We start from the raw sequence: 21,149 nt of genomic DNA on the forward strand, positions 1-21,149 counted from the left end.
GCCATGTTTGAATTCAAAAAAACTTCGCATCAGTTGCGCCAGCGCATTCTGTTTCGCGCCTTGGTGGCGGCCGTTCTGGCCTGCGTACTGTTAGGGGTGCTGGGCGTGCGCTTGTGGTATTTGCAAGTGGTGCGCTACGAAGGCTTTGCCGCCCGAGCCGATCAAAACCGTATTGCTGTTATCCCGATTACCCCTCGTCGAGGCGAGATTCTGGACCGCAATGGCGAGGTGCTGGCCCGTAATTACCGGGACTACACCTTGTCGGCCGTACCCGCCAGTCTGGGCGAGCCGGTAGACGATATGCTGGATCGTGTCGGCGAGCTGGTGGAGCTAAGTCCACGTGATCGTCGTCGATTCAAGCAGAACGTCGCGCAAAACAGTCGATATTCTGAAATTCTGTTGCGCAATAACCTGAGCGATGATGAAGCCGCCTGGTTTGCTGCCCATGCTTTCAAGTTCCCGGGTGTGACCTTGCAGGCTCGCTGGGTGCGCGAGTATCCGCAAGGCGAGGCGGCGGCGCACGTGCTGGGTTATGTGGGCCGTATTTCCGAGGGCGATCAGCAGCGCCTGGAAGAAACCGGGCAAACTGGTAACTACCGTGGCACGCAGGTCATTGGCAAAAAAGGGATCGAGAAAACCTGGGAAAAGACCCTGCACGGTCGCACAGGGATCGAGGAAGTGGAAGTGGCTGCTTCGGGCCGTCCAGTACGTACCTTGAGCCGGGTCGACCCCGTACCGGGTGCCAGCTTGCGCTTGTCGCTGGATATTGGCTTGCAGAAAATGGCTGAAGCCCTGTTTGCAGGACGACGCGGTGCGCTGGTGGCGATCGAGCCCAGCACTGGCGAAGTGCTGGCTTTCGTGTCGGCCCCGTCTTTCGACCCGAACCTGTTTATTGACGGTATAGACGTAGAGAACTGGCGCAAGCTGAATGATTCGCCCGACCACCCGCTGATTAACCGCCCACTGTACGGCACCTATCCTATCGGTTCGACTTACAAGCCCTTTGTGGCCTTGGCTGCTTTGGAAACCGGCAAGCGCAAGGCGACGGACCGTATTTCTGACCCTGGCTACTTTGAGTTTGGTGGTCAGCGTTTCCGTAACGCAGGTGGCGCTGTGTATGGCTCTACCGACATGCACCGCGCCTTGGTGGTGTCCTCCGATACCTATTTCTACTCATTGGGCCCAGAAATTGGCGTTGATAATTTGCATGATTTCATGAAGCAGTTTGGCTTTGGCCAGCAGACGGGTATTGACCTGGATGGCGAGCGCCAAGGCATTCTGCCTTCTACTGAATGGAAACGTCAGGCCTACAAAAAACCGGCCCAACAGCGCTGGTATGCAGGGGAAAGCATTTCGGTGGCCGTGGGCCAGGGCTATAACTCGTTTACTGTGCTGCAACTGGCCCATGCGACTGCCGTGTTGGCCAGCAATGGCATTGTGCGGCCTCCGCATCTGGTCACCCAGACACTCAGCCCCCATGATCCGGAAATTGAACAGCCCGTGCGTATTGATGCCAAGCTGATCCCCCTGAAGCAGGCCAATGTGGATGTGGTCAAACGTGCTCTGGTGGATGTGGTGCGTTTGGGCACCGCCCGCCGGGCTTTTGCGGGTGCGGCGTATCAGGCCGCTGGCAAAACGGGTACGGCACAGGTCTTTAGCTTGCGCGGTGCCAAGTACAACGCCAACGCCATTGATGAGCGTTTGCGCGACCACGCCTTGTTCATGTCCTACGCCCCGGCAGAGAACCCCAAAATTGCTGTTGCCCTGATCGTGGAAAACGCAGGTTGGGGTGGTTCGGTTGCGGCACCGATTGTGCGCAAGGTCTTTGATTACTGGTTGGTGGAACGAGGGCAGATGCAATGAAGCGACTTTTGCAACTGGGCCTGAGAGCCGTCACCGCCTTTGATTGGCCTTTGCTGCTTTTGCTGGTGCTGATGGCTGCGCTGGGCATGACCGTCATGCATTCCGCTGTGGGCGGTACAGACTGGCGCTTTGCCGATCAGGTGCGTAATTTCCTGTTGGCCTTTGGTGTGATGTGGCTGGCCGCCCTGATTCCGCCTGCCTTGTGGATGAAGCTGGCTCCAGTGGTGTATTCGATCGGGGTCGTGTTGCTTTTGGGGGTGGAGTTCTTTGGCGAAACCAGCAAGGGCGCAACGCGCTGGCTGGACCTGGGGGTGGCACGTATTCAGCCCTCGGAAATGCTCAAAATTTCCGTGCCCTTGATGTTGGCCTGGTATTTCCACCGCTATCAGCGGCCCAAGATGAGCTTGCTGGACTTCATGGTGGCAGGCATCTTGCTGATGATTCCGTTCCTGCTGATCGTGCGTCAGCCGGATTTGGGTACGGCTTTGCTGGTGTTTGCGGCCGGTTTCTGCGTGATTTACTTTGCAGGCCTGTCCTTCAAGCTGATCGTGCCCATTGTGGTGGTGCTGGTGCTGGGCATTAGCGCCTTGCTGTACTACGAAGACTATATCTGCGTACCTGACCTGGATTGGGTGGTGTTGCACGACTATCAAAAGCACCGTGTCTGCACCTTGCTGAACCCCGGTAGTGACCGTTTGGGAAGAGGGTTCCATACCATCCAGTCCATGATTGCGATCGGTTCTGGTGGTGTTTACGGCAAGGGCTACATGATGGGCACCCAGTCCCATCTGGATTTCGTGCCCGAGCGCACAACCGACTTTATTTTTGCAGTGTTTGCCGAAGAATTCGGTTTGTACGGCGGCATCATGCTGCTGGTGCTGTACGCCTTGTTGATCCTGCGCGGCTTGTCGATTGCTGCTGTGGCTCACACCCAGTTCAGCCGTCTGCTGGCCGGTTCCATGTCCATGATGCTGTTCGTTTATGTGTTCGTGAACATAGGCATGGTGACGGGAATTCTGCCCGTGGTGGGCGTGCCTTTGCCGTTCCTGAGCTATGGCGGTACGGCCTTGATGACCTTGGGTGTCGCCTGCGGGATGCTGATGAGCATCAGCAACGATAAGCCAGCGCGGCCTGCATAGGCGCCGCTCCCCCCGGATTAGGCCGGGGATCTTGGCATCAGCTTAGCAGTAACTGTTCACTATCCTTGCTCTGGTACAAACCCAGCAGCAGCTTGCGTATGGGCGCAGGTAAAGCGGTCTGCTCCAGTGCTTCATGATCCTGCCATTGCTGGCCTGCCACTGGCTCAGCCAGTACAGATTCATCGACTTGCAGTAACCAAGGGGTGATGTGCAGCTTGAAGTGCGAGAACACATGCTGGAAAGAGGCCAGCGCAATAGCCTCCTTGTTAGACCAATGCAGTGCCGCCGTTTGCAGGCTGATGGCATCGTCAAACTGGGGCAGGGTGAGCAGACCACCCCAAATTCCCTTGTCAGGACGTTGTTCCAGCAAAACCTGGCCATTCAGTTCCAGAATCAGCACATGTGCATAGCGCTCATCCTGACGAATTCGTTCTTTGGGGCTGGGTAGCTCGGACTGTGCCTGATGCGTGTGGGCGTAGCAGTCGCTTTGCAGCGGACAGAGACTACAGGTGGGCTTGCTGCGGGTACAGCATTGCGAGCCCAGGTCCATCAGCCCTTGAGTGTAGGCCGCCATATCCAGGCTGGCGGGGGCAAGTTCCACGACCTCATCTGCCTTGGCCCACAAGGTGTTTTCCACGGCCTTTTTCTGCGTGGGCCCATAGATCCCGAAGTAGCGTGTGAACACGCGTTTCACGTTGCCGTCCATGATGGGGCTGCGTTCGCCAAAACAGAAGGCGGCGATGGCACAGGCGGTAGAGCGGCCAATGCCGGGTAAGGTCGCCAGATCTGTGGCATTAGCCGGAAAACGGCCGCCCCATGTCTCCATGACCTCGCGGGCACAGCGGTGCAAGTTACGGGCGCGGGCGTAGTAGCCCAACCCGGCCCAATAGGGCATGACTTCATCTTGCTCGGCCTCGGCCAAATCCTTGACGGTGGGGAAGCGTTCCAGAAAACGCTCGTAATAACCCAGTACGGTAGCGACCTGGGTTTGCTGCAACATGATTTCGGAAAGCCAGACGCGGTAAGGATCTTGCGTGTTCTGCCAAGGGAGGTGGTGGCGGCCGGAGGTTTTTTGCCAGGCCACCACTTTTTCGGCCAGATCTTGGGGACAGGGTTCAGGAAGTGACATCAATATTGGGTACTACGGGTAACAGACCAGCGTGCTGCCAGGGCGCCCAAAATGGCGACCAAAATAGCCGCTGTCAGCAACAGAGAAAATTCCGGCAGCCGGAGCGTCAACTGGACGCCATAGCTTTGGGCCAGACTGGATAAGGCTTTGTTCAGCGGGGTCAGTGCCAGCAAGGCCAGACCGCATGCCAGAGCGCTGGCCGTCAGGCCGGTTAGCGCGCCCATATACAGGAAGGGGCGGCGTACAAAGGCTTCGGTGGCGCCGACCAGACGGGCCACGGCAATTTCTTCACGCTGGTTCAGGGCTTGCAGACGGACGGTATTGAACACAGTGGCAATCACGACTACGCCCACGCCTGCCATCAGAATCCATAAGCCAATACGGATGAAGCTTAGAATCGCGGCCAGACGCTGCACCCATTCACTATCCAGCAGTACGCTATCCACGCCTTCGCGGCCTTGCAGGGTCTTGGCCAGGGTGTCAGCACGCGTTACCAGATCCGGTGTTTCATGCAGGGTCAGCACAATGGCGTGTGGCAAGGGGTTGCTGGGCAAGGCGCCCAAGGCATCTGTCCAGCTGGGGTTGCTTTGCAGTTGTTTGAGCGCCTGCTCCTTGCTGACCAGCCTGATCTGGGCCAGTTCAGTTTGAAACTCTTTGCCCACGGCCTGACTGAAGGCTTGCGCTTGTTCCAGCGTGCTGTTCTGTTTCATGAACACGGTCATTTCGGGAGAGGTCGGAATCTCGCGCACGACAGGTTGAGCGGCCAGCAAGATACTGGCTCCCAGAACGGGTACAGCCAGGGTCAAGGCAATGACCAGCAGGTTGGACAGGGAGGAGAAGGGTTGCACTTTCAGGCGGCGCAGGGCCACCAGAAAGGCGTATTGATGATGACGCAGCCAGGTTCTCATGCCAGCACTCCTGGGTGATCGGAAAAACGGCCGTCCTGAATCAGCAGGGTTCGACGTGCATAGCGTGCCATCAAATTCAGATCGTGCGAAGCAATTAAGGTGGTGACACCCACCCGGTTAAAGTCCATCAATACATCCATGATGCGTTTGGCGTTATCAGCGTCCAAATTGGCAGTGGGTTCGTCGGCAATCAAAATAGCCGGGCGATTCACAATAGCGCGGGCAATCGCCAGCCGTTGTTGTTCACCCCCCGACATTTCCACCGGCTTTAAATCTTCTTTGCCACGCAGGCCCACTTTTTCCATGGCGGCGCGGGCACGTGCCTGTGCCGTGCTGGGCTCCAGACCCATGACGGCCAGGGGCAGGAGTACATTGGCCAGGGCGCTGCGATCTTGCAGCAAGTGCGTATCTTGTAAAACCACGCCTACGGCGCGTCGCAAATACGGTCGTGCGCGGGCCGGCAGCTTGTCCAGCCTGTGTCCATTGACCTGGACAGAACCACGGCTAGGCAGCTCCAGGCCTCCGATCAGACGCAATAAAGTGGATTTACCTGCTCCAGAGGGGCCGGACACAAAAATGAATTCGCCGTCATCAATGCGAAAATTAATGTCGGCTAGAATATTTTTACTGCGGCCATACGATTTAAAAACGTGTTGGAACTCGATCATCGCGACGCACAATTAAAGAGGAATCTGCTTGGAAAGCCGCTGGGGAATGACCGCCGGGGCTCGCATGAAAATGTCGGCGTAGGTAAAAGTATTAGTCAGATTGTTAGAGGGAAACCCCCGATTTGTGTTTGGACAGTCTGGCTCTACGATTGGACACCACAGCTTAGCTGCAATTGTAATCTGCATCCATTTACCAAAAGTAAACAGGAGGTGATATTCCATGACCTTAGTGAAAACCATTGCATGTAGTGTTGCGTTGATGGCCTTGGCCGCTAATGCACAGGCAGGTGAAACCCTGGACTCGGTGAAGAAGAAAGGCTTTGTTCAGTGCGGTGTCTCAACCGGTATTGCAGGATTCTCGCTGGCAGACAGTAAGGGTGTCTGGTCCGGCATTGACGTGGACATGTGCAGTGCGATCGCCGCTGCTGTTTTTGGGGATGCCAAAAAATACAAGGTTACGCCTTTGACCACTCAGCAGCGCTTTACCGCCCTGCAATCGGGTGAAGTCGATGTGCTGACCCGTAATACCACCGCGACGATCTCTCGCGACACAACTTTGGGTTTGGTCAGCACTGGCATTAACTACTATGACAGCCAGGGCGTGATGGTGAAAAAATCCCTGGGCGTGAAAAGCGCTAAAGAGCTGGATGGGGCCGCTGTGTGCGTACAGCCCGGCACCACGACCGAGCTGAACCTGGCGGACTGGTTCCGTGGTCAGGGGATCAAGTTCAACCCTGTGGTGATCAACAACCCTGAAGAAGCCATGCGCTCCTTTACCTCCGGTCGTTGCGACGGCTTTACCAGCGATAAATCCCAGCTGGCAGCCATGCGTGCCGCCCAGGCTACGCCGGATGAGTTCGACATCCTGCCCGAGGATTTCTCCAAAGAGCCGCTGGGCCCATTCGTGCGTCAGGGCGACGAGGACTGGTTCACCCTGGTGCGCTGGACTCTGAACGCCATGCTGGAAGCCGAAGAATATGGCATTACCAGCGCGAACGTGGATGAAAAGACCAAGAGCGATAACCCGAACATTCAGCGCATTCTGGGCGTGTCCGGCGAGCTGGGCAAAGGTCTGAAGCTGGATAACAAGTGGGCCTACAACATAATTAAACAGGTCGGCAACTACGGCGAAAGCTTCGAGCGCAATCTGGGTAAATCGACCGCCTTGAAGCTGGAGCGCGGTTTGAATGCGCAATGGCGTGACGGTGGTGTGATGTACGGCTGGCCAGTGCGTTAAGATTTCGGTCTTCGCTGTTTGTTCTTGCGTCTGGCTTCGGCCAGACGCGCGCCACCTCGCAGGGCTACGCGTAGTGCTGCATCCATGGGTTTTACGCTATGGCACAAAATACACCTGCCGCGCCAGCCCCCCCTAAACGGCGCCTGTCCTGGAATGATCCGTTCACACGCGGCATTATTTACCAGGTGCTGATTTTGGGTGTGCTTGGCTTTTGTGTGTGGTATCTGGTCTCCAATACCTTGCACAACCTGGCTGTTCGCAATATTTCTACAGGCTTTGATTTCCTGAATCGAGAGGCTGGCTTTGCCATTGGCGAGTCGGCGCTGGCTTATAAGCCCTCGGATACTTATGGGCGGGCCATTCTGGTCGGTCTGGTCAATACGCTGAAGGTGGCGGTGATCGGCATTATTGCTGCCACCGTGTTTGGTACCTTGCTGGGCATTGCACGCTTGTCCAAGAACTGGCTGGTCTCCCGGCTGGCGGGCTTGTACGTGGAAGTGATGCGTAACGTGCCTTTGCTGCTGCAACTGTTCTTCTGGTACGCCCTGATTACCGAGACCTTGCCCGGACCGCGGCAGGCTTTGAATCCGCTGGGCGGCGTATTTTTATCGAATCGTGGTTTGAAGCTGCCCACCCTCCAGGGCGATGGTATGGACTGGATCTTTATGGGTCTGGGCCTGGCGGTGGTGCTGTGGGTCTTGATGGCGCACTGGGCGCGTCGTCGTCTGGAAAAAACGGGCCGTCCTTTCCCCACCATTCGCTTTGGCATTTTGCTGCTGGTTCTGATGCCGGTTCTGGCCTTGCTGATCAGCCCCGAACCCTTGGCGCTGGATGTGCCCCGTCTGCAAGGTTTCAACTTTGTCGGGGGCGTGACCTTATCGCCTGAGTTTGCCGCCTTGCTGGCCGGTTTGATTACCTATACCTCGGCCTTTGTGGCGGAAGTGGTGCGTTCCGGTATTCAGGCCGTGGGCAAAGGACAATGGGAAGCGGCGCAGGCACTGGGTCTGTCCCGTGGCCGCATGATGCGTTTGGTGGTTCTGCCCCAGGCTCTGCGTGTGATTGTGCCTCCCATGACCAGCCAGTACCTGAACCTGACTAAAAACAGTTCCTTGGCCGTGGCCATTGGCTATCCCGATATTGTGTCTGTGGTGAACACCACCTTGAACCAGACAGGGCAGGCGATTGAAGGCATTTTGATCATCATGGCGGCTTACCTGACGGTCAGCTTGTCGATCTCGATCTTCATGAACTGGTACAACAACCGAATTGCTTTGGTGGAGCGCTAAATGAGTCATACGCCTACATCCACCGTAAGCGGGCCACCGCCACTGCAGCGGGGCACCCTGGGCTGGCTGCGCCAGAACCTGTTTTCCTCTCCCTTGAACGCCATTTTGACGGTGTTGTCGGCCTGGCTGCTTTTGATGACTGTGCCAGCCATGATCGATTGGCTGTTCATCAAGGCCAATTTCGATGCGCAAACCGCGCAGGATTGTCGGGCCAGTGCGGGTGCGTGCTGGGCTTTCATTCGTGAAAAGCACCGTCTGATCCTGTTTGGTATCTATCCCTATGACGAGCAATGGCGACCCTTGTTGGCCTCCATCCTGCTGACCTTGCTGATCGTGTGCAGCTGCGTGCGTTGGTTCTGGAAACCCTGGCTGCCTGTGATGTGGCTGGTTGGCCTGACCGTCGTGGGTATTTTGATGTGGGGCGGTGTGCTGGGCCTGAGCTATGTGGAAAACAGCCTGTGGGGCGGTTTGCCGCTGACCTTGATTCTGGCTACCTTCGGCATCGCGTTCGCCTTTCCTTTGGGCTTGTTGCTGGCCTTGGGACGTACCTCGCGCTTGCCGGCCGTCAAGGCAGTGTGCGTGGTTTACATCGAACTGATTCGTGGCGTGCCGCTGATCAGCTTGCTGTTCATGTCCTCGGTAATGCTGCCTTTGTTCATGCCCGAGGGCTTTAACATCGACAAGCTGCTGCGTGCTCAGATCGCCATCATTTTGTTTGCGGCGGCGTACATCGCGGAAACCGTGCGGGGCGGCTTGCAAGCCATTCCCAAGGGACAGTATGAAGGCGCGGCTTCGCTGGGCTTGAGCTACTGGCGCACCATGCGTCAGATCATCTTGCCGCAGGCGCTCAAGATCGTGATCCCGCCACTGGTAGGCATTTTCATTTCCCTGTTCAAGGACACCTCCCTGGTCGTGATTATCGGTATTTTCGATTTGACCCAGGCGGCCAAAGTGGCCCTGGCCGATGCGGCCTGGCGCGGCTTTAGCCGGGAAGCCTATCTGTTCATCGCACTGATTTATTTTGTGTTCTGCTACTCCATCTCTCGCTACAGTCGTTCGCTGGAGCGACGTTTGCAAACGGGTTATGAACGCTGACACAGGTAGCAAAGCCTTGGTTAAGACCTATTGCTTTGCTGGCCAGACAAGGAGTTTTGCATGGCAGACGCCATTATTCAGCTAAAGAACGTCAATAAATGGTACGGGCAGTTCCATGTGCTGCGCGATATCAATCTGGATGTGGCCCCCGGCGAGCGCATCGTTATTTGTGGGCCTTCGGGTTCGGGCAAGTCCACCCTGATTCGCTGCATTAACCGCCTGGAAGAGCATCAGAAAGGGCAGATCATTGTGGCTGGTGAGGAGCTTACCAACGATGTGCGTCAGGTCGAGGCCATTCGGCGTGACGTGGGCATGGTGTTTCAGCACTTCAATCTGTTTCCTCACCTGACCGTGATGGAAAACCTGACTTTGGGGCCGATGTGGGTTCGTCGCAAGACCAAGGCCCAGGCTCAGGAGCTGGCCATGAAGTATCTGGAGCGTGTACGTATTCCAGAGCAGGCCAACAAATATCCCGGACAGCTCTCTGGCGGACAGCAACAGCGCGTGGCCATTGCACGTTCCCTGTGCATGGAGCCTAAAATCATGCTGTTTGACGAGCCGACCTCGGCGCTGGACCCGGAAATGGTCAAGGAAGTGCTGGAAGTGATGGTCGAGCTGGCCCATACCGGCATGACGATGTTGTGCGTGACCCACGAGATGGGTTTTGCGCGTAAAGTGGCTGATCGGGTCATTTTTATGGATCAGGGCGAAATCATCGAGCAAAATACGCCTGATGAGTTCTTTGACTCGCCACGCAGTGAAAGAACGCGTGAGTTCTTAAGCCAGATCATTCATTAAGGATCAGTGGCTGCTCTGTATGGGCTGCCTTGTGCAGCCCATATGCATTTTTATTTCAAGGAAAAAAAGTGATGTTTCGAGTCTGTAAGTGGCTGCTGGCTGTCTCTGGTGTTGCGGCTGTCATGGCCGCCCCGGCTGTCATGGCGGAGGATGCTTATCCTTCCAAACCTATCCAGTTCGTGGTGCCTTATCCACCGGGTGGCCCTTTGGATAGCATGGCTCGCTTGCTGGCTGAACGCGTCAAAGGCGACTTGGGCACGGTTGTGGTGGAGAACAAGTCGGGTGCGGGTGGCAATATCGGTGCCAGCATTGTGGCCAAGGCCGCTCCGGACGGCTATACCCTGATGATGGGGGCGGTGGCGATCAACTCCATTAACCCCTGGCTGTACAAGACCGTGCCTTTTGACCCGGTCGAGAGCTTTGCGCCTATCGCCCTGGTTGCCTCGGTGCCTAACATTCTGATCGTGAACAAAGAGTTTGCCGAACAAAACAAGATTGCTTCGGTGCAGGATCTGATCAGCTACGCTAAAGAGCATCCCGGTCAAATGAACTTTGCTTCGGGCGGTAATGGCAGTGCGGGTCATCTGGCCGGTGAGGTCCTGAACACCCGTGCCGAGATCAATTCCGTGCATGTGCCTTACGCCGGTGCCAACCCTGCCAAGACGGCCTTGCTGGCAGGCCAAGTGCATTTCATGTTTGATAACCTGGCTTCTGCAGCGCCGTTGATCAAGGCAGATACCGTCAAGGCCCTGGCTGTGACGACTCTGGAGCGTTCCAGCTTCCTGCCTGATGTTCCCACCATGGAGCAGGCTGGCGTGAAGCCTTTTGACCTGGGCACCTGGTTTGGAGTGTTCGCTACGGGCGGTACACCACAGCCTGTGCTGGACAAGCTGCATGCCGCTTACTCCAAGGCTTTGATGGACCCGGCAGTGCGTGAAGCACTGGCTACCATGGGCTCGGATGTGCAGCCTGGTACCATGGCTGAGTTCAGCGAGCTTGTCAGCAATGATCTGAAGAAGTACAAAGAAGTCGTTGCCGACTCGGGTGCCGAGTTGTTCTAAGCTTTCAAGTACTTAGCCCCCAGGCAATCAGTGACTGCAGTTTGTGTGGTCGCTGGCAAGATCAAGAATTGTTAAAGAAGGCAGTGAAGTCTGTTTTGAAGTACCTGCTTGCGGTGCCTCTTGCTAGTATTGGAGGCATTCAAGCGGTCCTGGTACTTAATTTGAGATTACGGAGCCAATAATGACAATTTCCATTCGTTCTGCAAAATTAGCAGCATGTGCTGGTGCTCTTTCCCTTTTGGCCGCTTGCGGCACGATGGACAATATGAGCACAGGTGGTCGTACCGCAGTGGGTGCGGGTGGCGGCGCTGCTGTGGGGGCTGGTCTTGGGGCTTTGATTGGTGATAGCAGCAAGGCCGCCATGATTGGTGCAGGTATCGGTGCACTGGCTGGTGGTATTGCAGCGTACAACTGGTCTGGCATTAAAAAGGATGTTCAGCAGTCTGGCGCAACTGGCCTGGGTGTGGATGTGACCGAAATGCCCGATGGCAGCTTGCGGGTCAATATTCCTAGCAGTGTGTCGTTTGATACCGGCCATTATCAGTTAAAGCCTGCTTTGCTGCCTGTTCTGGATAGTGTGGCTCGCGCCATGAATCAGCATCCAGAGCTGCGTGCCAAGGCTGTCGGTCATACCGATAGCACCGGGTCGGCACAGACCAATCAAACTTTGTCGGTTAACCGCGCAAGCGCTGTGACGAATTACCTGACGCAGCAAGGTGTGGGACAAGGTCGTTTGATGGTAGAAGGCCGTGGCCCGAACGCTCCTATTGGGGATAATGCGACGGCTGAAGGCCGTGCCATGAACCGCCGCGTGGAGTTGTATTTGTACGCTCCGCAGAAGTAAGTCTCTGCTTGCCGCCTTAAGGTGTGCTGACAAAAGGCCCGGTTTTTTAACCGGGCTTTTTTTTGTTTGATCGGGGAGTGAGGGCATGGTTTGAGGGCAGCATGTTCTGTCAGTTGTCAGTTATTAGTTGTGAACTGCTGATTGGTGGTTATCTGTTGTCGTTGATGGCATTAACGTTACTTGAGAGGGGCAGGGCTGATTATTGAGTAGAACGCAGTAATGAGCACGCCCTTGGGGGCGGTGGGCACCCGGAGGGGCTTGAGCACTTGCCGGTGCTGCGCACCGGTCCCCTTGTCGAGGGCATCATCCGGGCGCACTCTGAACTCGCGGGGTGGTTCGTCCCTCGGACGAACCACAAGCGTCCCGCTCAAACAGCAGAGTGCTTGCACCCCGGATCATGCCCCCGCCTGCGGCAAGTACTCTGAATCGCCCCTTCGGGTGCCCACCGCCCCCAAGGGCTCATACCGTGGCTATTCAAGCAATCATGTATTGAGGGTCTGGGTGTGAGATTTGGGATTTGGGATTTCGGATCTCGGATCTTGGGTCTGAGGTTTGGCGTCTGAGGTGAAGGGACTGAGGAGAGAGGTCGGAGGTGAAAGGTCTCAGGTGATAGGTGATAGGTGATGGGTGATAGGTGATGGGTGATAGGTCAGAGGTCAGAGATTCGACGCAGACCAGGAAAGTGCCACACGCCATTCAAGGATGCAGTTTGAACTGTCCAGAAAAAAACGATTGTGAGCCAGTTGAGCCTAGCTTCAGGGTGTCCGGGCGGTTCAGAGGGTTTGCCGCGGTCGGGAGATAGCGTAGGGGTGCAAGCATCCTGCTGTTTGAGCCGGACGCTTGTACTTGGTCCGGGGGACCAAGTACCCGGCGAGTTCAGGATGCGCCCGTAGCTATCTCCTGACAAGGGCACCGGTGCGCAGCACCGGCAAACCCTCAGCCCGGACACCCTGAAGCTAGGCTTAACTGGCGTCTTCAGCAACGATCTCTTCTGACTGTTAAACCTCGCTTTCCAATTAAATGAAATGACGAAGCTCCAAAAAAAAAGCCCCAGGCAGAAATAATCCACCCAGGGCTTCAACCTATCAAGGCCTGATCAAACAAAGATCATGTTCACACCAGGCCCGCATTCAACACAGCATCAAGCCTCCTGATACAGCTTGCTGCCCTGTTGAACAAACTGCACTGACATTTCCTTCATCCCCTGATCCACAGCGGACTGTTCATCCAGACCGTTAGCCTTGGCATAGTCCCGTACATCCTGTGAAATCTTCATGCTGCAGAACTTGGGGCCACACATGGAGCAGAAGTGCGCCACTTTCATCGAGTCTTTCGGCAAAGTCTCGTCGTGGAACTCACGCGCTGTATCCGGGTCCAGACCCAGATTGAATTGATCATCCCAGCGGAATTCAAAGCGCGCCTTGGACAAGGCATTATCCCGGAATGCCGCCGAAGGATGTCCCTTGGCCAAGTCCGCGGCATGTGCTGCGATCTTGTAAGTGATGATGCCGTCCTTCACGTCCTTCTTGTTCGGCAAGCCCAGATGCTCCTTGGGCGTCACATAGCACAGCATCGCCGTACCTTGCCAGGCAATCATCGCCGCACCCAAACCGGAAGTGATGTGATCGTAGCCCGGCGCAATGTCCGTTGCCAAAGGCCCCAAGGTGTAGAAGGGGGCCTCATGACAGTGCTCCAGCTGCAACTGCATGTTCTCTGGAATCAAATGCAAAGGCACATGACCAGGACCTTCAATCATGACTTGAACATCATGCTTCCACGCTACCTGGGTCAACTCGCCCAGGGTACGCAGTTCCGCGAATTGTGCCTGATCATTAGCGTCATAGCCCGAGCCGGGGCGCAAGCCATCGCCTAGCGAGAAAGCCACGTCGTACTGCTTCATGATCTCGCAGATGTCCTCGAAATGCTCGTACAGGAAGCTTTCGCGGTGATGCGCCAGACACCACTTTGCCATGATGGAACCACCGCGCGAAACAATGCCTGTCATGCGGCTGGCCGTCATGGGAATAAAGGGCAAACGCACACCGGCATGAATGGTGAAATAGTCCACGCCTTGCTCGGCCTGCTCAATCAAGGTGTCGCGGAAAATATCCCAAGTCAGATCTTCGGCAATGCCGCCGACCTTTTCCAGGGCCTGGTAAATAGGCACCGTACCGACAGGAACCGGCGAGTTGCGAATAATCCATTCGCGCGTCTCATGGATATTCTTGCCCGTGGACAAATCCATGATGGTGTCCGCACCCCAGCGAATCGCCCAGGTCATTTTTTCGACCTCTTCGCCAATGGTGGAACCCAGGGCCGAGTTACCGATATTGGCGTTGATCTTCACCAGGAAGTTGCGGCCAATAATCATGGGCTCGGTTTCCGGGTGGTTGATATTGGCGGGCAAAATGGCTCGGCCACGCGCAATCTCATCACGAACAAACTCGGGGGTGACCGTGGTGGGCAAGCTGGCACCGAAACCTTGACCAGGGTGTACCTTGGTCAGGCGACGAGCCATCTCTTCACCTTGCGGACCGCTGGCGCGCAAGCTTTCAATGTATTGCTCGCGTCGCAGATTTTCCCGAATCGCCACAAACTCCATTTCGGGAGTGATGATGCCGCGCCGTGCGTAATGCATTTGCGTGACATTAGTGCCCGAAATGCTGCGTCGTGGCTGACGCTTCAACTCGAAGCGCAAAGTATCCAGCTCCGGATCGGCCTGGCGAGCCTGACCGTACTGGCTGTTGAGCCCCGCCATCAACTCGGTGTCCTTGCGCTCGCTGATCCAGGCTTGGCGTAGCGGTGGCAGGCCTTTGCGAATATCGATCTGTACCGAGGGGTCCGTGTAAGGACCACTGGTGTCATAAACGCTTAAGGGAGGATTCGGCTCGGCGCCGAAGTGGCTGGGCGTATCAGCCAGGGAGATTTCCCGAAAAGGCACACGCAGATCAGGCCGTGAGCCGGTTTGGTAGATTTTTCGGGAGTTGGGTAAGGGCTGGATCGCAGCCGGGTCTACGCTGGCCGCTGTGGCCGTAAAAGAAGGGGTTTTGCTTGTCATTGCAGCTCCAAAGAAATGGTGGAGCCGATATAGGAAGAAGTGCCGTGCAGGCATTGCACCTGTGGCACACGCTCCCAGCATCGGCATTATCCGTACTGGTACGAGGGTTTATCTCAACCCGCCAAATGGCGAGTACCCCTGCGTGCTGACAAGTATAGGTATCTTGGAGCTGCTTGTGGACGTATAAGGCTTATTTTCTTTTCATACCGTTGAGCAGATGACGGATGGTTTGATCCAGGTGGTCACGCTCTTTGGGTGGCAAAGCCACAATCTCGTCCACGGAAAAGCGGTTGAAGGGCCAGGTCACAATCGGTGGGCCTTCGCCGGAGTCTTGCAAGGTGGTGGCATGGGCTGCACTCAGCTCCATATTGCCCAGCCCGTTTTTCAGCCATTGAGCACTGATATTCAGGGCTTTGGCCAGATCCAGTATTTCGCGCGCGTCACGCCGCGTACCACTCTCGTAATTGGAGATGGCGCTTTGACTGAGGTTGCACAGACGAGCCAGCTCGGCTTGAGAAAAGCCGCGTTGCAGGCGGGCGTGGCGGAGGCGATCAGAGAAGTGTTTCACAGTACAGATTGTTCATGGAACGCCCTGCACGATGGTTTTGAGTAAAGATGTCGTATGTGATAAAAATGTCTGGCTTAACCGGCTGAATGAAACGAAGAGAAGCTTAAGATGGGGGCAGCACCAGATTTGTCGGGTTCAAGCCTGTGCTTAAAGCTTGAATGTCAGGGGCGTTTAACAAGGCAGGCGGTATAGGCGGGTAGAACGTACGGTGCCTAGCGTTTTTTCATGCCGTCCAGTAAATGACGCAAAGTGCGATCGAGCAAATCACGTTCGCCATCTGCCAAAGCAACCACTTCATCGACGGAAAACAGACGGAAAGGCCAGGTAACAATGGGAGGACCATCCAGGGGTTCGGACAATGTGTAGCTGTCCTGCGTGAACTCCATCGTGCCGATACCCTTGCGCAACCACAAAGCGCTGACATTCAAGGCTCTGCTCAACTCCAGAATTTCACGTGCATCCCGACGAGTGCCATTTTCATAATTGGAGATGGCGCTCTGGGTCAATCCGCATAGACGTGCCAAATCTGCCTGAGAAAGACCGCGATGTTGACGTGCGTGGCGAAGGCGTTCGGAGAAATGTTTCACACAACAGATTGTTGATGTAAAGCCAAACACGATGGTTTTAATTAAAAATCACAGTCGTGATTTATACTGTCCGGCATAGTCATCAGATGTCATTATAGTTAAGGTATCAACTATGTCGGTTGCAAATGAAATTGCTGGCGGTCCTGTTGTTCTGTACCTGGCCACGGCTATCCCTGATCGAAACTTACTAGAACAACAAATTCAGGCTCTGGCAGAACGTGGTTATCGTCTTATTTTTTGCCCGGATGCGACGGCTTTGCTGCAGTTGGCCCAAACGCGGGGCCGTTACGCCGGTTCGATATGTATTGCCTGGTTGGGCGGGGCCTTGGCGGAAATCTGCTCGGCGGCCGTGCGCTTACGTATGCTGTGTCCGCAAATTGGAATCCTGATGCAGTCTGATGCGACGGACTCGGCCATGCTGCAAGCCTTGCATAGCGGCGGAGATCAGTTTTGCCCCAGGGATGCGTCTTTGGAGTTGCTGGCAGCCAGTTTGCACAGCTTGCAGCGGCGCATGATGCAGATGCCCATCATTCCTGAACCGTCTCAGCCCCAGGAGTGGGTGCTGGATCAGGAGGGCTGGGCCTTGATATCGCCTGTCGGGATCTCGTTTAGCCTGACCAGCACGGAGCGCGCCTTCATCGTCCGCTTGCTGCGCGAAGAGGATCGCCGGGCCAGTCATTACGAGTTGATGCGGGCTGTGGCTAGTAAAACGGATGTAATCAGCAATCCACCCGGTGCTTCGCATATCAACCGCCTGGGCGTTCTGGTCAGCCGTATGAGACGCAAATTCAACCAGGGAGGCACGGTTCTGCCTATCCGCTCGATTCATAACTGGGGCTATATGTTCGCTGCTAATTGCCAGTTGCTGGCCTAGTCAGGATGTCATCAGGGCAGGGCAGTTGAAAAAGGCCCTGTCGGTTATACCGGCAGAGCCTTTGTTCATGCTGTGGGGGGCAGGGCTTAGTAGTAGCGCTGCACCGACAAGTCGTCTGCACGGATGGCAGGCTCCTTGTTGCTGATCAGATCAGCCAGCAATTGTGCACTGCCGGTAGCCAAGGTCCATCCCAGCGTACCGTGGCCGGTGTTCAGGAACAGATTGGAGTAGCGGCTACGCCCCACAATTGGGGTGCTGTCCGGCGTCTTGGGACGCAGGCCGGTCCAGAAATGCAGATCTGCATCGCTTTGGTAGCTGCCGGGGAACAGATCATTCAGGACCATCAGCAAGGTCTGTTCACGGCGGGGATTCAGGCGCTTGTTAAAGCCGACGACCTCGGCCATGCCGCCCACGCGAATGCGATTATCAAAGCGGGTCAGGGCGATCTTGTAGCTTTCATCCAGCAACGTGGACTGAGGCGCACGCGAGGCATCCGCAATTGTGGCGGTAATGGAGTAGCCCTTCAACGGGTAGACCGGGATGGCCTGCAGGTCTTTCATCAAACCCGTAGACCAGGAGCCCAAGGCCACCACGTAGGCATCGGCAGTCAACAGGCCATCGGAGCTTTGGACGCCGCTGATCTGCGTGCCGTTGCTGTGAATGCGCTGAATGTTCTGGTTCCAGCGGAATTCCACGCCTTCCTTCTCGGCCAATTCGCTAAGGCGGCGGGTGAACATCTGGCAGTCGCCGGTTTCATCTTCCGGGAAGCGCAAGCCACCGCTTAGTTTGTGCTCTACGTGGCGCAGAGCCGGCTCAATCGTGTGCAATTCGGAGGCGGACAGCAGCTCGTAGGGCACGCCAGCTTCTTTCAGGACCTCGATGTCGGCGGCAATGCCGTCCAGCTGCTTTTGCGTGCGGAAAAGCTGCAAGGTGCCTTGGGCACGGTGCTCGAATTGAATGTCGGTCTGGGCGCGCAACTCGGCCATGCAGTGGCGGCTGTATTCAGCCAGACGCACCATGCGTTCTTTATTGATGGCGTAGCGGTCTGCTGTGCAGTTGCGCCACATGGCCAGTAGCCACTTGATTTGTGTCAGCGTGCCATCCGGGCGAATCGTCAGGGCCGGATGCTCGTCGAACATCCACTTGATGGCTTTGCGCGGGATACCCGGCGCAGCCCAAGGGCAGGCATAGCCAAAGGACAACTGACCAGCATTGGCAAAACTGGTTTCCAGAGCGGGCCCAGCCATGCGGTCGATGACCGTTACGCTGTGCCCTTGGCGGGCAAGATAATAAGCGCTGGTTACGCCTTCTACGCCAGCACCTAGCACGAGGATCTTCATACGGTTCCTTGGGCGCATCGCCCGAAAGGGAAAGTGTTGCAATCAGGCGCGCAAAAACCGCGCGCACTGTCGCAATTCGATACGTTTTATCCGTCTATTTCAACAGGCGGGCAGGGTAGGGGTCAAGGATTAGTCCTGATCCGGTGCACTGCGTGGGAACACCATATTGTTACGGTGTATCAGCTCTGTATCGTGTTCGCTGCCCAGCAATTCATTGATCAGGTGGCTGGGTTGGCCCATGATGCGGCGGGTGTCGTCCGAGGAGTAGTTGATCAGACCACGGGCGTATTCCACGCCGTGCTTGTCCACGCAGGCAACGACATCGCCACGGTCAAATTCGCCTTCTACATGGGTGACACCGACGGGCAGCAGGCTCTTGTGACCGTCTACCAGCGCACGTACAGCGCCTTCGTCCAGCGATACGCGACCACGCACACGCAACTGGTCGACCAGCCAGCGTTGGCGGGCCGAGCGTACGGGCAGGGTGGCACGCAGCTCGGTGCCAATGCGCTCACCTTGCGCCAGGCGGGACAGGACTTGCTGTTCGCGGCCAGAGGCAATAATGGTGTGGCCACCGCTTTGCGCAGCGCGTTTGGCGGCCAGGATTTTGGTGATCATGCCGCCGGTGCCGATATTGCTGCCCGAGCCGCCTGCCATGGCTTCCAGCGTCGGATCGCCCGCCTGTCCCAGCGAGATGAACTGTGCATCAGGATTGCTGCGCGGGTCGGCACTGTAAAGGCCAGCCTGGTCGGTCAGGATAATCAGGGTTTCGGCTTCGATCAGGTTGGTGACCAGTGCGCCCAATGTATCGTTGTCGCCCACGCGGATTTCATCCGTGACCACCGTGTCGTTCTCGTTCACGATGGGGACTACACCCAGGTCCAGCAAGGTGTTGATGGTGCCTCGTGCATTCAGGTAGCGATGGCGGTCGGCCAGATCTTCATGGGTCAGCAGAATCTGAGCGGTGCGCACACCATGGCGGGCAAAAGCCACTTCATAGGCTTGAATCAAGCCCATCTGGCCGACGGCCGCCGCCGCTTGCAACTCATTCATGGCCTTCGGTCGGCGCGGCCAGCCCAGGCGGGCCATGCCTTCGGCAATGGCACCGCTGGAAACCAGCACCAATTGCTTGCCTTGGGCATGCAGTTGAGCAATCTGGGTAGCCCATTGCTCTACGGCATCCAGGTCAATCCCTTTGCCCTCGTTGGTGACCAGGGAGGAACCTACTTTAATAACCAATCGACGCGATTGCGCAACGGCCGATTCAGAATGAGAAGAGTGCTGCATGACGAGTTCAGAAATCCATCGCTTGGCGTGTAAATAGAGAAAATGCCAGGAGTAGGGCGGTTGGCTTAACCGCGTCATCCGGGCATTTTGGGGTTCAGTCCTGGAGTCTAGATCCTGGACCTGTGTAGCACGATCAGTCTGGGGCAAACCTCTCGTCGTAAATATGGGTGCCGTCGGCAATATCTTGCTCGATATGCTCTTTGCGGCTTTCTTCATCCAGCCAGGATTGCAGCTGATAGACCAGATCCTGTGTACCGACACCGGTCAGGGCGGAGATACCAAAGACCGGGCCTTCCCAGTTCAGCTCTTTGAGCAGGCGGGCTTTCAGGTCTTCCGGGTCCGAGACCATGTCCAGCTTGTTCAGAACCAGCCAGCGTGGCTTGGCGTACAGCTCTTCGCTGTACAGACGCAGTTCTTCAACAATGGCGCGGGCCTCTGCAGCCACTTTGGCTACAACATCCTCGTCCGGGTCCAGGCTGGATACGTCCAGCAAATGTAGCAAGATACGGGTGCGAGTCAGGTGGCGCAGGAACAAGTGTCCCAGGCCGGCACCTTCCGACGCGCCTTCGATCAGGCCAGGAATATCGGCCACTACAAAGCTGTGGGCTTCGGACGAACGCACCACACCCAGGTTGGGGTGCAAGGTGGTGAAGGGGTAATCCGCAATGCGCGGCTTGGCGTTGGAAATGCGGGTGATCAGCGTGGATTTACCGGCGTTGGGCATACCCAGCAGACCGACATCAGCCAGCACCTTCAGTTCCAGACGCAGCTTGCGATGCTCGCCTTCCTTGCCGTAGGTAAATTGACGCGGGGCACGGTTCACACTGGATTTGAAGTGCAGGTTACCCAAACCACCGGCGCCGCCTTGGGCCAGGGTTATTTTTTCGCCATGACGCTTCATGTCAAACAGCTGCTCGCCGGTTTCTGCGTCAAAAATCATGGTGCCAACGGGCACACGCAGGGTGATGTCCTCGCCACCCGCGCCATATTGGTCGGACCCACGGCCGTTTTCGCCGTTGCGAGCGCGGTGCAGGCGGGCGTAGCGGTAGTCGATCAAGGTGTTGACGTTACGGTCGGCCTCGGCATAAATGCTGCCACCGCGTCCACCGTCGCCGCCATTGGGGCCACCTTTTTCAATAAATTTTTCTCGGCGGAAACTGGCAGCGCCGTTTCCACCTTTGCCTGCGACCACTTCAATGGTCGCTTCGTCTACGAATTTCATGGTGATGAGTGCTGTATAGGTCCAGGGGCCGCAGAACCGTATGGGCTGCTGGTCTGGGAGCAGACCATTTTAAACAAAAACCCCAATTGCTTAGTGTATAGGAGATTGGCTTATCTGCCGGTATGTGCCGTGATAGTGGCCGATTTTTAATCTCTTGCTGTGGCCGTAGGGAGACTGGCTAAGCC

General features: G+C 56.3%; 18 protein-coding genes. 9 read left to right on the top strand and 9 right to left on the bottom strand.

Going from position 1 to position 21,149, the window contains the following annotated elements:
• The first annotated feature begins 3 nt into the window (after window positions 1-3).
• Together mrdA and rodA are read left to right on the top strand one after the other, a co-directional pair.
• Window positions 4-1,863 carry a penicillin-binding protein 2 gene (gene mrdA / locus ACLPGZ_RS01925; protein WP_035270408.1) on the top strand — a complete coding sequence of 620 codons (1,860 nt, stop codon included), beginning with the start codon at window positions 4-6 and terminating at the stop codon, window positions 1,861-1,863.
• Window positions 1,860-3,002, top strand: coding sequence for a rod shape-determining protein RodA (gene rodA / locus ACLPGZ_RS01930; RefSeq protein ID WP_035270410.1), 1,143 nt, complete (start codon window positions 1,860-1,862; stop codon window positions 3,000-3,002). The genes mrdA and rodA overlap by 4 nt, the downstream gene beginning before the upstream one ends.
• 37 nt (window positions 3,003-3,039) lie before the next feature.
• Here rodA and mutY read toward each other — a convergent pair whose 3' ends face one another.
• The 3 genes from mutY to ACLPGZ_RS01945 are packed head-to-tail and all read right to left on the bottom strand — an operon-like array spanning window position 3,040 to window position 5,707.
• The gene (gene mutY, locus ACLPGZ_RS01935) at window positions 3,040-4,131 is read right to left on the bottom strand and encodes an A/G-specific adenine glycosylase (protein ID WP_060186653.1); all 1,092 of its coding nucleotides are present in this window, start codon (window positions 4,129-4,131) and stop codon (window positions 3,040-3,042) included.
• Window positions 4,131-5,039 carry a cell division protein FtsX gene (locus tag ACLPGZ_RS01940; RefSeq protein ID WP_060186654.1) on the bottom strand — a complete coding sequence of 303 codons (909 nt, stop codon included), beginning with the start codon at window positions 5,037-5,039 and terminating at the stop codon, window positions 4,131-4,133. Before ACLPGZ_RS01940 ends, mutY begins: the two co-directional genes overlap by 1 nt.
• Window positions 5,036-5,707, bottom strand: coding sequence for a cell division ATP-binding protein FtsE (locus tag ACLPGZ_RS01945; protein ID WP_009460544.1), 672 nt, complete (start codon window positions 5,705-5,707; stop codon window positions 5,036-5,038). The genes ACLPGZ_RS01940 and ACLPGZ_RS01945 overlap by 4 nt, the downstream gene beginning before the upstream one ends.
• 220 nt (window positions 5,708-5,927) lie before the next feature.
• Here ACLPGZ_RS01945 and ACLPGZ_RS01950 point away from each other — a divergent pair, with 220 nt between their 5' ends.
• The 6 genes from ACLPGZ_RS01950 to ACLPGZ_RS01975 all read left to right on the top strand — a co-directional run bounded on the left by ACLPGZ_RS01950 (window position 5,928) and on the right by ACLPGZ_RS01975 (window position 12,028).
• Window positions 5,928-6,944, top strand: a complete 1,017-nt coding sequence (locus ACLPGZ_RS01950) for an amino acid ABC transporter substrate-binding protein (RefSeq protein WP_035270417.1) — start codon at window positions 5,928-5,930, stop codon at window positions 6,942-6,944.
• Between the two features lie 98 nt (window positions 6,945-7,042).
• Window positions 7,043-8,230, top strand: a complete 1,188-nt coding sequence (locus tag ACLPGZ_RS01955) for an amino acid ABC transporter permease (RefSeq protein ID WP_022983606.1) — start codon at window positions 7,043-7,045, stop codon at window positions 8,228-8,230.
• Window positions 8,231-9,325 (top strand): amino acid ABC transporter permease, encoded by a 1,095-nt coding sequence (locus tag ACLPGZ_RS01960; protein ID WP_009460546.1) that lies wholly within the window; start codon window positions 8,231-8,233, stop codon window positions 9,323-9,325.
• 60 nt (window positions 9,326-9,385) lie between these two features.
• A complete protein-coding gene (locus tag ACLPGZ_RS01965; RefSeq protein WP_009460548.1) occupies window positions 9,386-10,123 on the top strand; it encodes an amino acid ABC transporter ATP-binding protein in 738 nt (245 codons plus the stop codon).
• Window positions 10,124-10,194: 71 nt separating this feature from the next.
• Window positions 10,195-11,184, top strand: coding sequence for a Bug family tripartite tricarboxylate transporter substrate binding protein (locus ACLPGZ_RS01970; RefSeq protein WP_026484425.1), 990 nt, complete (start codon window positions 10,195-10,197; stop codon window positions 11,182-11,184).
• Window positions 11,185-11,449: 265 nt separating this feature from the next.
• Window positions 11,450-12,028 carry an OmpA family protein gene (locus ACLPGZ_RS01975; RefSeq protein WP_088453170.1) on the top strand — a complete coding sequence of 193 codons (579 nt, stop codon included), beginning with the start codon at window positions 11,450-11,452 and terminating at the stop codon, window positions 12,026-12,028.
• 1,141 nt (window positions 12,029-13,169) lie between these two features.
• Here the strand turns inward: ACLPGZ_RS01975 and thiC are convergent.
• From thiC to ACLPGZ_RS01990, 3 genes are all read right to left on the bottom strand, one after another.
• On the bottom strand, window positions 13,170-15,086 hold the full coding sequence (thiC, locus tag ACLPGZ_RS01980) for a phosphomethylpyrimidine synthase ThiC (RefSeq protein ID WP_060186658.1): 1,917 nt from the start codon (window positions 15,084-15,086) through the stop codon (window positions 13,170-13,172).
• Between the two features lie 190 nt (window positions 15,087-15,276).
• Window positions 15,277-15,654, bottom strand: coding sequence for a helix-turn-helix domain-containing protein (locus tag ACLPGZ_RS01985; protein ID WP_022983604.1), 378 nt, complete (start codon window positions 15,652-15,654; stop codon window positions 15,277-15,279).
• Window positions 15,655-15,866: 212 nt separating this feature from the next.
• On the bottom strand, window positions 15,867-16,241 hold the full coding sequence (locus ACLPGZ_RS01990) for a helix-turn-helix domain-containing protein (RefSeq protein ID WP_022983603.1): 375 nt from the start codon (window positions 16,239-16,241) through the stop codon (window positions 15,867-15,869).
• A gap of 112 nt (window positions 16,242-16,353) precedes the next feature.
• Here ACLPGZ_RS01990 and ACLPGZ_RS01995 point away from each other — a divergent pair, with 112 nt between their 5' ends.
• A complete protein-coding gene (locus ACLPGZ_RS01995; protein ID WP_035270428.1) occupies window positions 16,354-17,115 on the top strand; it encodes a helix-turn-helix domain-containing protein in 762 nt (253 codons plus the stop codon).
• Window positions 17,116-17,201: 86 nt separating this feature from the next.
• On the opposite strand, the gene ACLPGZ_RS02000 is transcribed toward ACLPGZ_RS01995, so the two are convergent.
• From ACLPGZ_RS02000 to obgE, 3 genes are all read right to left on the bottom strand, one after another.
• On the bottom strand, window positions 17,202-18,455 hold the full coding sequence (locus tag ACLPGZ_RS02000; RefSeq protein WP_009460560.1) for a D-amino acid dehydrogenase: 1,254 nt from the start codon (window positions 18,453-18,455) through the stop codon (window positions 17,202-17,204).
• A gap of 129 nt (window positions 18,456-18,584) precedes the next feature.
• Window positions 18,585-19,742, bottom strand: coding sequence for a glutamate 5-kinase (gene proB, locus ACLPGZ_RS02005; protein ID WP_026484420.1), 1,158 nt, complete (start codon window positions 19,740-19,742; stop codon window positions 18,585-18,587).
• Window positions 19,743-19,875: 133 nt separating this feature from the next.
• On the bottom strand, window positions 19,876-20,964 hold the full coding sequence (gene obgE / locus ACLPGZ_RS02010; protein WP_009460564.1) for a GTPase ObgE: 1,089 nt from the start codon (window positions 20,962-20,964) through the stop codon (window positions 19,876-19,878).
• Window positions 20,965-21,149: the final 185 nt, after the last annotated feature.

The sequence above is a fragment of the Alcaligenes sp. Me129 genome, assembly GCF_050487245.1.
Taxonomy (GTDB): Bacteria; Pseudomonadota; Gammaproteobacteria; order Burkholderiales; family Burkholderiaceae_B; genus Alcaligenes; species Alcaligenes phenolicus.